Source organism: Parabacteroides distasonis ATCC 8503, from assembly GCF_000012845.1.
In the GTDB taxonomy this organism is placed as follows: Bacteria; Bacteroidota; Bacteroidia; order Bacteroidales; family Tannerellaceae; genus Parabacteroides; species Parabacteroides distasonis.
Genome location: NC_009615.1, coordinates 3,363,560 through 3,380,954, shown reverse-complemented (window position 1 = coordinate 3,380,954; position 17,395 = coordinate 3,363,560). Strand labels below are relative to the sequence as shown.

Sequence of the window (17,395 nt, the reverse complement as noted above, 5' to 3'; positions counted from 1 at the left end):
AGGAAACTTTTGTTTTATTAGGAGAAAACTCAGGCTGCTATTATAGGAGATTCGTGATAGGATTCATGAGACGGAAAGTTGTTGTCTGTTTTTAGTGCGCTTACCCTGTAAAATACATACCTTCGCGGATATATTTAATTGATTTTCTATGAAATGGTATCTATGGGGGGCAGTTGTCCTGCTTTATTCCCTGTTTGGAAGCGCTTGTTCTACGGAATGGAGGTATGATTTGTCGGCTTATGGTTTATCCCCGGTCGAGAATGTGGATAATGCGCCCGCTATGGCGAGGGCATTGGAGCAGATACGGGAGAAATGCGAGGAAAACCAGACAATTGTGGTGACCTTGCCTAAGGGCCGCTATGAGTTTTATCCCGATAGCGCGGCGGAGCGTGTCTATTTCATCTCGAATCATGATCAAATGAATCCGAAGAAAGTAGGCTTGCCTTTCGAGGGGATGAAGAATATGGTGTTCGACGGGCAAGGTTCGGAGTTAATCTTCCACGGCAGGATGTTGCCGGTCTCTTTGCTGGATTCGAGGAATTGTGTCTTGAAAAACTTTAGTATAGACTTCAAGCACCCTCAGATTTCACAGGTAAAAGTGGTGGAGAACGATACGGTGAATGGTGGGATCACTTTCGAGGTGGCTCCGTGGGTACACTATGAGATACGGGATAGCGTGTTTGTAGCGAAGGGAGAAGGCTGGGAGTTGACTCCCGGTTCCGGTATCGCCTTCGAGGGAGATACACGTCATTTGGTGTATAATACAAGCGATATCCCGGTAGGCGTGCGGGGCTTGATCGAGGTTTCTCCAAGGCTGATAAAGTCTCCCCGTTGGAAAGACAACCGTTTGGTGCCCGGTACGGTGATCGCCATGCGTTCTTGGGAACGCCCGGCTCCCGGTGTCTTCCTGTATCATGACGTGAATACGACTCTGGAGAATATCAAGGTTCATTATGCCGAGGGAATGGGCCTCTTGGCGCAAATGAGCGAGAATATCACGCTGGATGGTTTCTCCGTTTGCTTGAAAGGGGCGGACGATCCGCGGTATTTCACGACACAGGCGGACGCTACCCATTTCTCGGCCTGCAAGGGAGCGATCATCTCCAAGAATGGTTTGTACGAAGGGATGATGGACGACGCTATCAATGTGCATGGAACTTACCTGAAAGTGGTGAGACGAGTGAATGACTCTACCTTGGTAGGCCGGTATATGCACCCGCAATCGTATGGTTTCGAATGGGGAAGGGTAGGGGATTCCGTGCAGTTCATCCATTCGAGCACCATGGAATTGATAGGGGCGAGAAACCGGATTACCGCTATCAAGGCGGTAGATCAACCGGATTACCGAGGGGCGAAGGAGTTCGAGATCCGGTTTGAGAATACGGTGAATCCTTCGATCCATGAGGGAAGCGGTTTCGGCATAGAGAATCTGGAGTGGACACCGACGGTCCTATTCTCGGATAACTTAATCCGTAATAACCGTGCCCGCGGTTCCTTGTTCAGCACGCCTCGGCAAACGGTCGTAGAGAATAATGTTTTCGATCATACCTCGGGGACGGCGATCCTGCTGTGCGGTGATTGCAACGGCTGGTTCGAGACCGGCGCTTGCCGGAACGTGTTGATCCGTAAGAATAAGTTCATCAACTCCTTGACGAATATGTTCCAATTTACGAACGCTATTATCTCTATTTATCCCGAAATCCCGGATTTAGCGTCGCAAAGGAAATATTTCCATAGTGATATCGTGATCGACGCGAATGAGTTTATCACGTTCGACAGACCTTTGGTATACGCCAAGTCCGTGGACGGGTTGGTGTTCACGAATAATATTGTCAAACAAAATAAGGAATATCCGGCTTTTCATTGGAATAACTATCGTTTCTATTTCCAGCGGGTGATCCACTCGAAAATAGAGAACAACTATTTTGATGAAGGGTTTATCCGGGAGAGGGATGTCTTAGAGGAAAATAACGGATATGATATATAGGAAATTAATCGTCTTGGTAAGCCTTTTGATAGGCTTCGTAAACATTGCGTTCGCCGGCGTTGGTGATCTCGATACGTTAAACGTACGTTCTCAAGCCCCTGTCAAGGAGAGAATGCCTGTCGTTGCCTATAAGTTTAACCCGAAAAGCTTGATTCTTCCGGCCTCATTGATAACGGTGGGAGCCGTAGGCACGGCGATTGACGGGATGAATGACTTTCACCTGTTTTCCCGGAAAGATTCCGTGAAGCAAATCCATATCGACAATTACTTGGAGTGGGGAATGCTCGGTTGGGTATTTGTCTGCGACCTTATGGGAAAAGAGAAGCATAACTGGGTGGACCAACTTTGCTTGGTCGCTTTAGCGGAGGGGATGAACGGATTGATGGTGCATGGACTGAAGAACTGGGTAAATGAGCCTCGCCCGGATGGGGCGCCTTATTCGTTTCCTTCCGGACATACCTCGAATGCTTTCTTAGGGGCGCATATGGCTTATAAGGAATTTAAGGATAGCTCACCTATACTCGCTTACTCGGGTTATGCGATAGCGGCGTTCGTGGCGGGTTCCCGCTTATACAATAACAGGCATTGGGTGGCGGATGTAGTGGCTGGTGCCGGCTTCGGTATCTTGTCGGTTGAGTTATCGTATCTGATCTATTTCCCGATTCGTAACGCTATCGCCCGGCGGATCAATCGAAATGTGAAGAACTGCCCGATCGTGGCCGCTCCGGTATTCAGTTCGAATATGGCGGGATTCTATCTGACTTATCAATTTTAATGCGTCTTATGGATCAAGCGCATGTCGGCTTATAGAGACTGGTTGATGCGCAAAAGCTCCTCTATATGCGTGCGGTCGTTGCTGAGGCGTGGGATCTTGTGTTGGCCGCCTAATTTGCCTTTCTGCTTGAGCCATTCATAGAAAGCGCCGTCGTGGGCGATAACGATTTCCAGCGGTTGGAGGGAGATCTCTTTATACCGCTTCGCCTCATAGTCCGAGTTCAGCTTTTGTAAGTTCTGATCTAATAAAGTGGCGAATTCATCGAGAGATTCCGGTTTCTTGTCAAACTCGATAAACCATTGGTGCCGTCCTTTCGCCTTATCCAGCATAAAGAGTGGGGCGGCGGTATATTCTTTTACTTTCGCCCCGGTTCGTAGGCAAGTCATGGCGATCGCTTTATCGGCGTTATCCACCATTAGCTCCTCGCCAAAGGCGTTGATAAAGTGCTTGGTGCGTCCGGAGATGACAAATTTATGAGGGAATAACGAGGTGAAACGTACCGTATCCCCGATCTGATAACGCCATAATCCTCCCGAGGTCGTGATTACCATCGCATAGTTTTTCCCGGTCTCTACCGATTCCAGCGGCAACACGGTCGGATGGGCGTTACCCACCTCGTTCATCGGGATGAACTCATAGAAAATACCGTAATCCGGCATCATAAGCAAACTGGGGTCTGTCGGATCGTCTTGCAGCCCGAAGAAGCCCTCGGATGCGTTATAGGTCTCCATATAATGCATCTTATTCGATGGAATCAAGGTTTTATATTGCTCCCGGTAAGGCTCGAAACTGATTCCCCCATGGAAGAAGACCTCCAGATTAGGCCATACGTCCGTAAGATATTCCCTACCCGTTTTTTTCAATACGGCCTTGATCAAGACCAACATCCAAGAAGGAACACCGGATAGGCTGTTTACATCCTTATTCCAAGTGTTCTCCACGATCGCCTTGATCTTGCTTTCCCATTCATCCATTAGGATAATGGGTTTCTTGGGGACGCGTATTAAATTGACGAGCGGATTGAGATTTTGAAGTAATACGGCGGATAAGTCGCCTTGATGAGCCTCGGAGTTTAGCGGAGAAGGGCTATGGCTGCCACCTAAAATCAAGCCTTTCTTGGAGAAGAAACGGCTTTCCGGGTTGTTCCGCAGATAAATGGCTACGCAATCAAAGCCGCCTTTATAGTGGCAACCCTTTAATATCTCGGGGGTGACGGGCAGGAATTTACTTTTGTCGTTCGTGGTTCCGCTACTCTTAGCGTACCACCGCACCACCGAAGGCCAGAGAATATTCCTTTCTCCGTTGATCATTCGGGTGACATACGGCTTTATCTCGTCATAAGTCTGTAAGGGAAGACGTTGGCAGAAGTCTGAATAAGAGCGAATGCTTTTATAATCATATTTGAGTCCCCATTCCGTCTTGCGTGCCGTCGAAAGCAGAGCATGCAGCTGTTTGCGCTGGATATGGTCTATATCCTGCCCAAATCGTCCGATCTCCGTTTGTCGATGGCGGAAAAGGAGCGAAATCGTCTGTGTTAAAATATCCATGCCCTTTTTATTTGTTCGAGTGCAAATGTAGGCATTCTCTTTTTATTTATATCTTTGCTAAGTACTAAATTAACGTTACGATGAAAATAGGGATTCTCTCATCGGGTGGCGATTGCCCCGGTATCAACGCTACGATCCGTGGTGTTGGCAAGACCGCTATCATGCATTACGGCATGGAAGTGATAGGTATTCATAGCGGTTTTATAGGTCTTTTGAATAAAGACGTCCAAGTTTTCGATGAACGGAGCTTATCCGGCATATTAAATTTAGGGGGAACCATTTTAGGAACGTCCAGAGAGAAGCCTTTCCGTAAGCTTTTGGCCTCGGGAGATTCGGAAAAGCCGGAGATCATTAAGAAAAATTATGAGGAGCTGGGGCTGGACTGCTTGGTTTGTATCGGAGGTAACGGTACGCAGAAGACGGCCAATCTGTTATCTCAGATCGGATTGAACGTGATAGGCGTTCCCAAGACAATCGATAATGACATATGGGGTACGGATATTACGTTCGGTTTTAATACCGCCGTGAATATCGCCACGGAATCTATAGACCGTCTTCATTCTACGGCTAGTTCACATAAGCGGGTGATGGTCGTGGAGGTGATGGGCCATCATGCCGGATGGATCGCCTTGTATGCCGGGATGGCTGGAGGTGCCGACGTGATCTTACTTCCGGAATTGGGATACGATATCGATAAGGTGAACGAGGCGATCTTGGATCGGGCTCGCAGGGGCAAACCTTATTCCATCGTTGTAGTAGCCGAGGGTATCGAGACTCCGGATAAAAAGCGTCCTTCTGATTATATCACCCGGGCTATCGAGGCGGGAACGGGTATCGAGACCCGGGATACCGTATTGGGATACACCCAACGGGGTGGAAACCCCTCTCCGTTCGACCGTAACCTCGCTACCCGCTTGGGAGGCCATGCCACGGAACTGATCGCTAATGGTGAATTCGGACGTATGGTTTGTATAAAAGGAGATAGGGTAGAATCCATTCCTTTGTTAGAAGTAGCGGGAAAACTAAAATTAGTGACACCGGATCATGATTTGATCGTACAAGGAAAGCGGATGGGGGTAACATTCGGGAAATAAAATAAAAAAGGTTGTGCGTTCTCTGACACACAACCTTTTTTACTTTATACTAGTAGGCGGCCGTTTATTTCTTAATACCTTGAACGGTTTGGCTTCCCTTTTCGGTAGTCAAGCGAAAGATATACATTCCAGTGGCAAAATCACCCGTGCTGAGACTGCTTCCCGGTTGCGGGATGCTACGTATCAACTTTCCATCGGCCCTGTAGATCTCAAGCGATTTCAGTTGTTGATAATTCTGGATCTGTACTTCATTCGAGAAGATACGTGGTTGAATGTCTACTTCTTCGCCTGTTGGCTTCAGTTCGTTACCTACGCTCGTTTCCGGAATTACCGTAGCCGGAGCGCTCTCGTCGGTACCATAAAGTGCCGTTACTTGGAGCAGAGGGGTATTTGTTGCCAGATTTTTCACCGTATAATTCCGTTGAGAAACAGGTAATGTCGTCAGTTCCCGAGTATCTTGATATACCTTATAACCGGTCAGCTCCGGAAAAGCCGTAATCAACTCTGCTTCTTGCGCATCGGAGGCGATAGCCAGTTTCCGGAATGATAATCGGCCCGTTCTCATGGGTTGCGGTTTCTCCGAGAAAGTGCTCGTGGAGAATACGGAACTTGAGGGGAGCTCACCTTCTTCCGCGCTTATTACGATCGATAACACAACATTGGCATCTAGCTCATCATCTGAGAATGTTTCCCATTTTTTTCCGTCCAAAGAATATAAATTCCCTTTTCCATCGACTGCGGGGCCTTCATCGGAACATGCCGGGTATGTGTTATTGGCATAGCTTATCACATGAATGGCTACCAGTAAATCCTGCTTCGCGTCGATTACGAATGGTGTTTTAAGTGTGACCGAATTTATTTTACCTGATTTCAGTTGAGTGAAACTCTCTTCATACTCCCGGTTTCCCTGTTTGATATAGACTCCATAGGTGACTCCTTCCTGCGGATAGAAATTAACCTTCCGGATCGTTTTTTTATGCACCGGTTGTAGATCTTTCGTATCCCATTTCTGAGCGAAATAGAATGGATCTCCTCCGAGACCGAACTGTTGATAACGATCTTGTGATCCCCAACCAGCTATTTTTTCGAGGACTGGGGCATTCCATGTCAGTTGAATCTCACCCGTGGAGATCTGTTTGTATTTCAAATCAGTCGGACTTTCATACTCGTTTCCGATCGTTTTCCCATCCTGCGTCATTCCCTGCAACGAGGTGACGCCCGTTCCGAGTGGATCTAGCCAGACATCCATCCGGGCTGTATCATTATCACTGTATTTATTCCAGTGATAATACAATTTACCGTATAAATTCAATCCTTCGGGCAGTTCGCAACTGGAGCTTCCACCGCTCAGCGTACCTATAATCAAACCTTTGCTATTAAATAAAGGCGAGCCGGAAGAACCTCCCTCGGTCACCCCGTGTCCGTTTAGCGTGGCATCGAAAGTCGCATTCCAATGAGCGTTCGTGGCCCCGGTTTTCCCAACATCACTATTACGCCATGTAATCGATTCTGTCGGATAATTTCCATAGGTGGAGATTTTCATATAATCGCCGGAAGGATGATGGATGCCTACGCCCGAGAGTGAAAGCATATTTGAACGATCCCATCCGTTAAAGAATACATTATAATCGTCGGGGATCTCGTCGTTAAGCAACAGCAACAGTCCGTCGGAACCGTTTTCGACAGGGGTAGAGGCTTTCCGTGTACATCCTACCATGGTTTTTATCGGATAAATGGGTGACTCATTATCGCAGCCCACATGTTCTTGGTGGAAATAAAACAACCAGACTGCTAATTCCTCGGGAGTAACCGTCTGTTCGCCCAGCATATCTTGCGAACAATGGAAGGCGGATAATACATAAGGCTTTTTGTCACGGGCCGTATTATTTACCAGAGAAGCCGTACAAATATAGCTTCCTCCTTCTCCCTCTTTATTACGGATGTATTGAATCATTTGTATCACCCCCTTCTTTTGCTCCTGCCAATCGGCTCCCTCCTCGCAATTGATATTCACTTCGCAAGCTTCTGAAAAGCCGGCTCCCGGCGCTTCCTGTACTTCTGGCATGATCGCTTCAAGATGATTATACCCGTAACCGACCTCCCGGATGCGTAGTCGAGGTGTCTCGCCGGATGGTGCCGGTACATATTCGAGGATCACCTCATCGCCTGCTACGGCTTGGGTTGCGAACGGTCCGTTTTCAGGATGCGTACGATGCGTATAGGCACCCAATACTTGGGTTTTCGCTGCGTTATACAGGTATAACCGGGCACCTTTGGGGATATAAAAATCGGAGTAATACAGGATCAAGGCGATCGCTCCTTTCGCTTGAAGGTGAAGTTGCCATACTTGGCTGCCGTCGGGTAGTGAAATCCAATCGCCACTATCGGCGATGTCGAAGCTGGTTGGGATCGACTTGGCTACACGCAACGGAGCGCCTTGGCTGACCCTCCACGCATCGACCGTCTTGAGGTCTTCCACACTGAAATTCACTGGAACTTGTTCTGCTAGCTTTTCACTTCGAAGTGAACCTGCAAATTGAAAGCTGGGGGGGAGTCCTCCTTCGCTGATCTGCGCCAACGAACTTGAAATCGAGAAATAACCAATATATAATATGCCGGTTATTGATATTCGGAGAAGTTTACTGTACTGGTTTTTCATACATACAACTTTATATGAGCTTATTCTTAATATAACGAAGAACTTGGGTATATCAAACGATTTACCCAAGTTCTGCTGTTTATCATACAGTTTCTTCCTCTGGGAGGTCAGAAAACTCTTTTTCATCGGTTAGTTCACCAGCCTTCTTTTTCTTTGTGGCAGAGATACGTTGCTGGAGTTCTTTGTCTGTCCGCAATCTTTTGACCGCCATTTTAGAAGCCGCTTGCTGGGATTCTTTTTTGGAGTAACCGATACCTATGCCAATTTGCTCGCCCAGCAATTTAATCGCGCTTTGGAATACAGGATTCCCATCATGATCCGTAAAAGACTCTATTAGATCGAACGAGATCGATATTTTGTTCTTTTGGCTCCATTCAATCAAGTTTGACTTGAAATTTATCTCTTTCCGGACGAGCATATCTACATCGATATACTTTTCTATCATCACGTCACGGATAAACTTATAACAAACGTCATAACCTTGATCCAGATAAATAGCGCCGATCAAAGCCTCGAGCGCATTACCATACATATGATTGTTATGAGAGTTTATCTTGGTTGAATAGACTACCATTTGATCGAGGCCGAGTTGTACGGCGACCTTATTCATCGTTTCCCGTTGTACGATCTTGGAGCGTGTGTTTGTCAAAAAGCCTTCCCGCTTATTTGGGTAGCGCTTATAGACAATATCGGCGACCGCCGCATCCAAAATTCCATCTCCTAAAAATTCAAGACGCTCATTGTTAAGCCATTTACCATCACCCGTCTCTACCGATGATGATTTATGCAACAAGGCCTGCTCGTAAATCTGGAGATTATCCGGATAAAAACCTAGAATCTTTGATAAAGACAAATAAGGCTCCCTACCTTTATTATGCAGGAGCCTTATTCTTTTATGTAGCTGTTTGTATAGCTTTCTAAACACGTTATTTCACGAATTTTTTAACAATGGCGCAAGCGTTGTGTCCACCGAAACCAAACGTATTCGATAAAGCGGCTTTCACTTCTCTCTTTTGAGCCTTATTGAATGTGAAATTCAGTTTATAATCTATTTCAGGATCATCGTCGCCTTCCGCATGGTTAATGGTCGGCGGGATAATACCATCGTTTATAGCCATAATACACAGGATCGCCTCTACCGCTCCGGCAGCACCAAGCAAGTGACCGGTCATTGACTTTGTGGAACTGATATTCAGTTGATAAGCATGTTCTCCGAACACATCTTTGATCGCCTTAACCTCTGAGATATCGCCTACGGGAGTCGATGTTCCATGAACATTGATGTAATCAATATCTTCCGGAGCCATTCCAGCGTCTTCCAATGCGTTGCGCATAACCAGCTTCGCTCCTAAACCATCCGGATGAGAAGCGGTCAAGTGATAGGCATCGGCAGACATTCCGGTTCCTGCGATCTCGCAATATATTTTAGCGCCACGAGCCAATGCGTGCTCCATTTCTTCCAATACCAAGCAAGCTCCACCTTCACCCATCACGAATCCGTCACGGCTAGCGCTGAACGGGCGAGATGCGGTCTCGGGAGAATCGTTACGTGTCGATAACGCGTTCATGGAGTTGAATCCACCTACACCCGATTCAGAAACAGCAGCTTCCGCTCCACCGGTGATGATGACGTTAGCCTTGCCTAAACGGATATAATTGAATGCGTCGCTGATAGCGTTTGTAGAAGATGCACAAGCTGAGACGGTCGCAAAGTTCGGGCCGTGGAATCCATAAAGCATGGAAATATGTCCAGCCGCGATATCCGAGATCATTTTCGGGATGAAGAACGGGTTAAACTTCGGACCGATCGTATCCTTGATCTTCGCATAACTCAATACTTCCTCGTCAAATGTCTTGATACCACCGATACCTGAAGCGAAAATAACGCCGATACGGTTCTTATCTTCTTTATCCAAGTCCATTGCCGCGTCCTCGATCGCTTGTTTCGCCGCATCGATCGCGAATAAGCTATAACGATCACACTTGCGGGCTTCCTTACGATCCATAACTTTCAACGGATCGAAGCCTTTAACTTCGCATGCAAATTGTGTCTTGAATTTGGATGCATCAAACTGAGTAATAGGTCCAGCGCCACTTTTTCCGTTGATAATACCTTCCCATGTTTCGGGGAGGGTATTACCAAGAGGAGTAATAGCTCCAAGACCTGTTACTACAACTCTTTTTAATTCCATACCTTTAGTTAAAAGGATTGATTACTTCGCATTAGCCTCGATGTAAGCGATAGCGTCACCTACAGTTGTAATCTTTTCTGCTTGATCGTCAGGAATTGAGATACCGAATTCTTTTTCGAATTCCATAATCAATTCTACAGTGTCAAGAGAGTCTGCTCCTAAATCGTTAGTAAAGCTTGCTTCGTTTGTAACTTCTGTTTCTTCAACACTTAACTTGTCAACGATGATAGCTTTTACTCTTTCAGCAACTTCAGACATAACTTTTTCAATTTAGATTAATAAATACGAATATACTTTTTAAATTTGCAGTGCAAAGAAAAGAATTTTTTATGTTACAAAGCAAATTTAATAAGCTAAAAATGCGGAAAACTGCACATTTTTTCTTTTCTTGTGCATTTAAACATCTGAAAATATGAAAAACATAGCGATTTTTGCTTCCGGATCTGGTACGAATGCCGAGAACATCACCCGATATTTTGCTAACAGTGAAAACGTTAATGTTGCGGTTGTTTTATCAAATAACCGCAATGTTGGCGTGCATGGGCGGGTAAACAAGTTGGGCGTTCCTTCTTTCGTGTTTTCACGGGAGGAATTTATTGCCGGTGTGCCGATCTTGAAAAAGTTGGCGGAATATGATGTCTGCCTTATCGTGTTGGCCGGTTTTATGAATAAGATCTCAGACGTTATTCTTCAGGCTTTTCCCGGAAAGATCGTGAACATCCATCCTGCGTTACTCCCTAAATATGGCGGCAAGGGGATGTATGGCATGCATGTGCATGAGGCGGTCGTAAAGGCTGGTGAGCGGGAGTCGGGTATTACTATACATTATATTAATGAGCATTATGATGAGGGCGCTATCATCTTCCAGGCTTCTTGCCCGGTATTACCTTCGGATACGCCAGATGAGGTAGCCGCGAAAGTGCATGCCTTGGAGTATGCGCATTATCCTCATGTGATCGAAAGTTTACTGTAAGGCTTTTTTGTCATTAGCCTACTTGAAAACCTAGTTTTTGGAGTACGGCGAATTCTTCCGGGTCAGCTTTGATCGCTTGGTAAGCATGGAACTCACGGGGATGATCATACGCTGCCCTAAATCGCTCGAAATGATGAGGATTCGCTCTTAGTGCTTGGTCGATTACTTCTGGGTTGAAACTTCTCAAGATGGCTTCTTCCACACGGTGCTCCTTGAATTGTCCCAAGTCGATGAATAGGTTGGTTGGGGCAGGCGGAATGACTTCCTTGATCTTTTCGATACGGATACCGAAAAAGCATCCTATATTCTCTAGGCACATTCGTGTCCCGTTCGCCTTCCCGTCGGCGGAGAAACCGGCTATATGAGGAGTGGCGATCGTGGCTTCCGACAGTAATTTCCGGTCGATATCCGGTTCGTTCTCCCAGCAATCGATGATCAGTTCGCTGACCTTGCCGGTTCGTTTGGCCTGCAATAAGGCCTGCGTATCATGTACGGCGCCCCGGCAACTGTTGATAAACCATGGTTTTCGTTCCAATTTGTCGAAAAAAGCAGGATCGGCGAGATGGCGGGTGGCGAAACGTCCCTCTTTGGTCAACGGCACATGCAAGGTTATGATATCCGCCTCTTTCGCGATCGTGTCCAAGGATACGAATCCACCGTCGCCTTCCTGCTCGGCACGGGGCGGGTCATTGCGAAGCACACGCATCCCCATGGCCTCGCATAGCCTCTCCACGATACTCCCTACATGGCCTACGCCAACGATACCGATAGTCTTCCCTGCTAGTCTCTCTCCTTTGCGGAGGGCGACGGCTACCAAAGAGGATAATACATATTGCCCCACGGAAGCGGCGTTGCAACCCGGGGCGTTCTTCCACGTGATCCCTGCCTTCTCGCAATAATGGATATCGATATGGTCGTATCCGATCGTGGCTGTCGTGATGAGGCGAACCCGGCTACCTTCCAATAGCTCGCGTGTACATTTATCTATGCTACGTACGATCAAGGCATCTGCGTCTTTTATGTTCGTGGGTGTAAACTCTTTGGAGTCAAGGTAGGATACGTCTGCTATCGGCTCCAAGATCCCTTTTAGGTAAGGAACCGTGTTATCTGCTATTATTTTCATCTTATCAGCTTGATTATCGTTACGCGATATTAAGTAAAAAACAGGGGATATACAAGTGATGATGGCTTCTTGTCGATTTCTATATGCGCTTTTGTTCTCAGCCGAAAGATTCGGGAAAACACGTACGAGTTTCATCCAAAACACGTACGACTTTTTGAAAAAACATGTACGTGTTTTGACGGAAAGATTCTCGTGTTTTTTTTTGACGCTGATTCTTAGCTTCTTACGTGCGCAGCTCATGAGTAGGCTTATTGTATGGAATTAAAGCTTCTCGGCTTAACTAAAACGGATAGATTAATGGAAGAGCCGTGCAGTACTTATCTCAGCTTGTACCGATTGAAATGAGGCCCTGCCTTGAACAAGAAGAAAAACGTAGACAATACCGTAAGGCAAGCGCCGGACAGGTAGGCGTAGTTGAAGCCACCCAGCTCTTGTGCGATGCTGCCCCCGGCCATCAACCCGATACCGATACCTACATCCCAACTAGTTAGATATGTAGACGTGGCCGTACCCCGCTGGTTATTGGGTGCCAGATTCACGAAAAGCGTGTTGAAAGCAGGGAACATGGTTCCGAACGCCACGCCTTGCGAGAGGGCTATACCTATGTAGAGATAAGAGGAAAATACCGGATTCCAATGCATCAACTCCTTGAGCGCCGCAAGAAGAAAGAATGTGACCGCCGCCAAATACATCCCGAGGGAGATAACAAGCGTGATCCGTCCTTTATCCACTTGCCGTCCGGAGAACAGGCGGGAGACAGCGAGTCCCACGGCCATAAAGGTGAAATAAAGTCCGGAGTTTACGCTGATCCCGATCTCAGCGGCGTACATCGCTACATAAGTGGTAGTCATACCATAAGGAATGGAGAGCAATAATAGGGAGATACCCGCCCAAGTTCCCTTCACCAAGAAAAAGCGGTCTAGGGAGATCGGTTCTCGTTTGACTGGTTGCTTATAAGGAGTCTTGACCATATAGGCCATGATAAAACCAAGGCTTCCGGATAGCAACGAGCAGGAAAAGATCACGTCGTATGTGAAGTTCCCTTGCATGAACAGACCGATCATCGGCCCGAAACTCATGGCGATGTTATTGGCTAGGCCGTAATAGCCAATACCTTCCCCACGGCGGGAGGAGGGCAAGATGTCGATCAGTATCGTATTTCCGGCCACCGTCACCATGCCGAAGGCGAAACCGTGTACGACGCGTAAGGCGATAAAGAGGGTAAGCGCCGTGGCTACCATGTATCCGCCAAATATGGCGGTGAAAATGAAATAAGCCACCAGATATAAGGGACGGCGGGCGAAAGTATCCAGTAAATATCCGGCGAACGGACGGATACAGAGCGCCGCTAGCGTATAGCACGACAAGATAAACCCGATCATAGACTTCCCGATCATGAATTCTTCCTTCAGATAAAAAGGCAAGATCGGCAGGATTAGATAGAAAGCGAAAAAAAGCAGGAAATTTGCCGCTAGTATATAGCAAAAGCTGGGTGTGATTATTTTATCGTTATTCATAAAGCCGCTTATTTATCAGAGTGCGAAATTAGTTGATTTTTCACAATTGTTTCCCCTAAACGGCCTAATAATTATAAACGGTAGCGGATCGCTACCAGAAACTCCCGGGGACGGATACGTACCCATGAGGTATAGCTTTCCAACGATGCGTATCGTGTGTATGCGTAGGTACGTTTGTCGAACAGGTTTGTCGCCGTGGCGGTGATTTGCCAACGCCCGGATTTCCATGAGACCGAGAAGTCCGCGAAAACGGCGTTGACGGATTGGTCTTCATTCACGTCATTGTGGTAATGATCTACGGAAAGACTTGCCTCTATGGGTGAGAAAATGTAGGAGAGTTGTACTTGTTGGATGACGTTCCATAAGGGCGCCAAACGGGTACGTTCTCCTATTTTACTTCCTCCGTACCGGATATCGGTTTGGTAACTGGTTTCCCAATGGCGGTTGGGAGTCCAGATCACTTTGGGCTCTAGGCGCATGAGGCGATATTGATAAGGAAGCCTTTGTCCCCCGCTGATTTGCTCGGCCTTGCTGATATTGAGGAGCGCCATGAGCGAGGTCTTTAGCCCTAGATCGTAAAAGCCTTTGGATAGCGTGCTTTTGACGGTATAGCCGGAACCGTGGTTGGACAGTGGTAAGGAGACTCGTTGTACCTGTCCGTTCTCTATACGTTGCTCGTATATACGGTTGTACCACTCCCGGTTGTGTGTCAGGTTTACCGTGGCGAAGAATTCCCGTGCCGTATTCTTGTACTCCCCATAAACGGAATAAAGCTGTTGTCTGTAAACCGGGAGGATTCCGCAATTCCAGACGCTATTCCGGTAATCCGTTTGATAAGGCCGGTCGTATAAGTCGGTCATCTCTCCGTATCTTTCCTTATAGGAGGCGTGTACCGTGAAACGCCATGCGTAATTCAGTTTGTAGATAATGGACAGGGACGGATTAACTGAGATGCGGGAGAAACCGACCCCTGTATATCCGGTCCATCTGAGAGGGGCGCTGAGGGATAGGGTCCATTTATAGGTATTCCATTGGTAATCGGGTGAGAGATAAGTTTGCAGGCTTTTCTCGATATTGCTGATCTCCCCGTTTATGCCCACCGTATATCGCTGGGTGAGGGAACCGCTCTTTTTCAGGAATGAGAAGGAATTATCGGTATAAAAGTCGCGTAAGCTCATTGGATAAGGGTGGTTATCCAAGCGAAGATCGGCCGCGTTGCTGTGGTAACGGAGCGAAGACTGGGCTTCCAACGTGTATTTGTCCAAGCTCCACAGGGTCCGTAAATTATTACGTAAGTCGAGGTTCGGGGTTTTGATGCGTTGGTCCAATGTTGTACGGCCGGTGGAAATTGTGTTTCCGGTTATATGGGAAAGGCTGGATTGCCAATCTCCGGTGGCTGAGAACTGGTTCTTGAGATACCTTTCCTGCGAGTTGTTTTCCACTCCGATATTGAGGTTGGCTTGATCCGAGCGAATGCGGCTATCGCTTTGTTCCGTTAGATGAATCGTGTCCTCGGATTGGTAATAAGTCGTCTCACTCCCCCTTTCCTGTGTTCGCAGGTCGTGGATATAACCGGCGTTTATACGGAGTTGGGTGTTCTCGTTCAGTTTATATAGGCGATTTGCGGATAGGCTGTGTATATGGTTGAACAGCCAGCGCTCTTTCTTTAGCGGGGCGGAAAATGAGGGCTGTAGCAGAAATTGGGGAACCTTGGGCTCGGATAAACGGGATTCGGGTGATTCGGTAAGCGTATTTTGCTCGCCCGATACATCCTGCCCGGTATTATTCCCTTTATATAGATAAGCGGATTGGCTGCTGCGGCTGATCTGCAAGGCGTCAGCGGCTCCTTTCCATAAGAACGGGGATGCGCCGAGACCGCCTTCGGCATTGATCAGCCAGCGATCCCGGAATTCCGGTCTCAGCTTGAGGTTCAACGCTACGTCTTCGGTCTTGATCTTTCTCTGTAACACACGGATCGGTTGGTGGTTCTCCATCACTTGTATGTTCTGTACGGCGTCGGCTCGCAGGTTCTCGCTGATTTGTTTGTATTTCCCGTTGGTGAGATCCAGTCCCTCCACATAGAAATTACGGATCTCTTTCCCGTTGTAAGAGATCTTCCCCAGATCATCGATATCGATACCCGGAAGTTTCCGTAATACGTCCTTAATGGCTTGATCCTTTGGGGAGAGAAAGCGGGTGACATCATAATTGATCGTATCTTGCCGCCCCCAGACACGTCCCGGATGGATTTCCACCTCCTTTAGGCTGAATACCTGCGGCTCCATCTCAAAACGAAGCGTTTGTCCGGCATGTACGGCTTGTTGCTGGGTTTGGTACCCTAAGAGCGAGACGGAGACGCTCTTGAGACCTTCCGCTTTTAATCTCCGTGAGTTGGTGGAGAAGGTGGTGCGCCTAACCAATATCCCTGCCGGGAAAAAAGTCTCTTTCTCGACGGCCTTTCCCCCGGATATGCCGGATCTGACAGCCGATCCGGTACATGTGGCGAATGTCTTGTCTAACTTGATAGAGAACGCTATCAAATATTCGGGAGAGGAAGTGAATATCGATATCGTAGTGCTTTGGAATCAGCAAGGGGTGGGATTGACCGTTTCGGATAATGGCTTCGGTATCGCTCCGGATGAGCGGCGAAAGGTATTCGAGAAGTTTTACCGTTCGTCTCATCTGCCGGATAAGCAAATTCCGGGTATTGGGTTGGGATTGAGCTACGTTCGCCAAATAGTAGAGGCGCATCATGGTTCAGTATCCCTGCGAAGTGAATTAGGTGAAGGCACTCGAATTACTATAAATCTACCTACTGCAGCTTTATGAAATCGACATTGAAAATACTTTTCGCTGACGATGACTTTAAGTATTCCCTCGTCTTGAAGCGATTCTTGGAACGGGAGGGGTATGAGGTGACTTATACCGGCAATGGTACCATGGCTTTGAAGCAATTCCCGGTCGTGAAACCGGATCTGGTCTTGCTGGATATCAACATGCCCGGCCTAAACGGTTTCGAGGTAGCGGAAAAGATCCGTGAGCAAGACCGTCATGTCTTGATCTTTTTCCTTTCCGACCGTTCCGATAAGAACGACCGTTTGAAAGGTTTTAGCTTGCGCGGAAACGATTACTTGGCGAAACCCTTCTATCCGGAAGAGCTGATCGCCCGTATCAAGGACCGTTTTGAGATCGGTGTCCATGAAAGCGTGCAGGAGGAGAGTTTCCATTTCGGAAACACGACCTTCAACTACACCACGAACGAGATCCGTACGGGTAATAACAAGGTATTGATCACTTCCCGCCAAGCGGATCTTCTGCGAATCCTGGCGACAAACCTGAATCTGGCGGTGGATCGTGACCTTCTGTTGGAAACCGTCTGGGGAACTAGCTCATACGCCAACTCCCTGGCCTTGAATGTGCAGGTCACCTATCTCCGTAAAGCGCTTCATAACGATCCGTCTACCGGCATCGTATCCTTGCCGAAGAAAGGATATATGCTAAGAGGATAGAATTTATCCGGTAGAATTG

At 47.5% G+C, this 17,395-nt stretch carries 14 protein-coding genes; 6 read left to right on the top strand and 8 right to left on the bottom strand.

All coding sequences use genetic code 11. The features are described from left to right. Nucleotides 1-148 precede the first annotated feature (148 nt). Together BDI_RS14160 and BDI_RS14155 are read left to right on the top strand one after the other, a co-directional pair. A complete protein-coding gene (locus BDI_RS14160; RefSeq protein WP_011967019.1) occupies nt 149-1,987 on the top strand; it encodes a right-handed parallel beta-helix repeat-containing protein in 1,839 nt (612 codons plus the stop codon). Then, entirely contained in the window at nt 1,977-2,762 is a 786-nt protein-coding gene (locus BDI_RS14155; protein ID WP_005864018.1) for a phosphatase PAP2 family protein, read from the top strand. Before BDI_RS14160 ends, BDI_RS14155 begins: the two co-directional genes overlap by 11 nt. Nucleotides 2,763-2,791: 29 nt before the next feature. Here BDI_RS14155 and BDI_RS14150 read toward each other — a convergent pair whose 3' ends face one another. Continuing rightward, on the bottom strand, nt 2,792-4,309 hold the full coding sequence (locus BDI_RS14150) for a GH3 auxin-responsive promoter family protein (protein ID WP_011967018.1): 1,518 nt from the start codon (nt 4,307-4,309) through the stop codon (nt 2,792-2,794). An 80-nt stretch (nt 4,310-4,389) separates the two neighbouring features. On the opposite strand from BDI_RS14150, the gene BDI_RS14145 reads away from it, so the two are divergent. Next, a complete protein-coding gene (locus BDI_RS14145) occupies nt 4,390-5,403 on the top strand; it encodes an ATP-dependent 6-phosphofructokinase (RefSeq protein ID WP_011967017.1) in 1,014 nt (337 codons plus the stop codon). 64 nt (nt 5,404-5,467) lie between these two features. On the opposite strand, the gene BDI_RS14140 is transcribed toward BDI_RS14145, so the two are convergent. The 4 genes from BDI_RS14140 to BDI_RS14125 all read right to left on the bottom strand — a co-directional run bounded on the left by BDI_RS14140 (nt 5,468) and on the right by BDI_RS14125 (nt 10,512). Further along, on the bottom strand, nt 5,468-8,062 hold the full coding sequence (locus BDI_RS14140) for a T9SS type A sorting domain-containing protein (protein ID WP_011967016.1): 2,595 nt from the start codon (nt 8,060-8,062) through the stop codon (nt 5,468-5,470). 82 nt (nt 8,063-8,144) lie between these two features. Next, the gene (gene rnc / locus BDI_RS14135; protein WP_008781036.1) at nt 8,145-8,987 is read right to left on the bottom strand and encodes a ribonuclease III; all 843 of its coding nucleotides are present in this window, start codon (nt 8,985-8,987) and stop codon (nt 8,145-8,147) included. Between the two features lies 1 nt (nt 8,988). Further along, nucleotides 8,989-10,254 (bottom strand): beta-ketoacyl-ACP synthase II, encoded by a 1,266-nt coding sequence (fabF, locus tag BDI_RS14130; protein ID WP_008774316.1) that lies wholly within the window; start codon nt 10,252-10,254, stop codon nt 8,989-8,991. Nucleotides 10,255-10,275: 21 nt separating this feature from the next. Beyond that, a complete protein-coding gene (locus BDI_RS14125) occupies nt 10,276-10,512 on the bottom strand; it encodes an acyl carrier protein (RefSeq protein ID WP_005639879.1) in 237 nt (78 codons plus the stop codon). A 154-nt stretch (nt 10,513-10,666) separates the two neighbouring features. Between BDI_RS14125 and BDI_RS14120 the strand changes: the two genes are divergently transcribed. Next, nucleotides 10,667-11,227: a phosphoribosylglycinamide formyltransferase gene (locus BDI_RS14120; protein WP_008774317.1), complete on the top strand. Its 561-nt coding sequence runs from the start codon at nt 10,667-10,669 to the stop codon at nt 11,225-11,227. Between the two features lie 13 nt (nt 11,228-11,240). On the opposite strand, the gene pdxB is transcribed toward BDI_RS14120, so the two are convergent. The 3 genes from pdxB to BDI_RS14105 all read right to left on the bottom strand — a co-directional run bounded on the left by pdxB (nt 11,241) and on the right by BDI_RS14105 (nt 16,152). Then, the gene (gene pdxB, locus BDI_RS14115; protein ID WP_011967015.1) at nt 11,241-12,350 is read right to left on the bottom strand and encodes a 4-phosphoerythronate dehydrogenase PdxB; all 1,110 of its coding nucleotides are present in this window, start codon (nt 12,348-12,350) and stop codon (nt 11,241-11,243) included. A gap of 317 nt (nt 12,351-12,667) precedes the next feature. Beyond that, entirely contained in the window at nt 12,668-13,867 is a 1,200-nt protein-coding gene (locus BDI_RS14110; protein ID WP_011967014.1) for an MFS transporter, read from the bottom strand. A gap of 71 nt (nt 13,868-13,938) precedes the next feature. Then, nucleotides 13,939-16,152: a TonB-dependent receptor gene (locus BDI_RS14105; RefSeq protein ID WP_227742505.1), complete on the bottom strand. Its 2,214-nt coding sequence runs from the start codon at nt 16,150-16,152 to the stop codon at nt 13,939-13,941. A 76-nt stretch (nt 16,153-16,228) separates the two neighbouring features. On the opposite strand from BDI_RS14105, the gene BDI_RS20410 reads away from it, so the two are divergent. Continuing rightward, the gene (locus BDI_RS20410; RefSeq protein ID WP_227742504.1) at nt 16,229-16,696 is read left to right on the top strand and encodes a sensor histidine kinase; all 468 of its coding nucleotides are present in this window, start codon (nt 16,229-16,231) and stop codon (nt 16,694-16,696) included. Next, on the top strand, nt 16,693-17,376 hold the full coding sequence (locus BDI_RS14095; protein ID WP_011967011.1) for a response regulator transcription factor: 684 nt from the start codon (nt 16,693-16,695) through the stop codon (nt 17,374-17,376). Before BDI_RS20410 ends, BDI_RS14095 begins: the two co-directional genes overlap by 4 nt. Nucleotides 17,377-17,395: the final 19 nt, after the last annotated feature.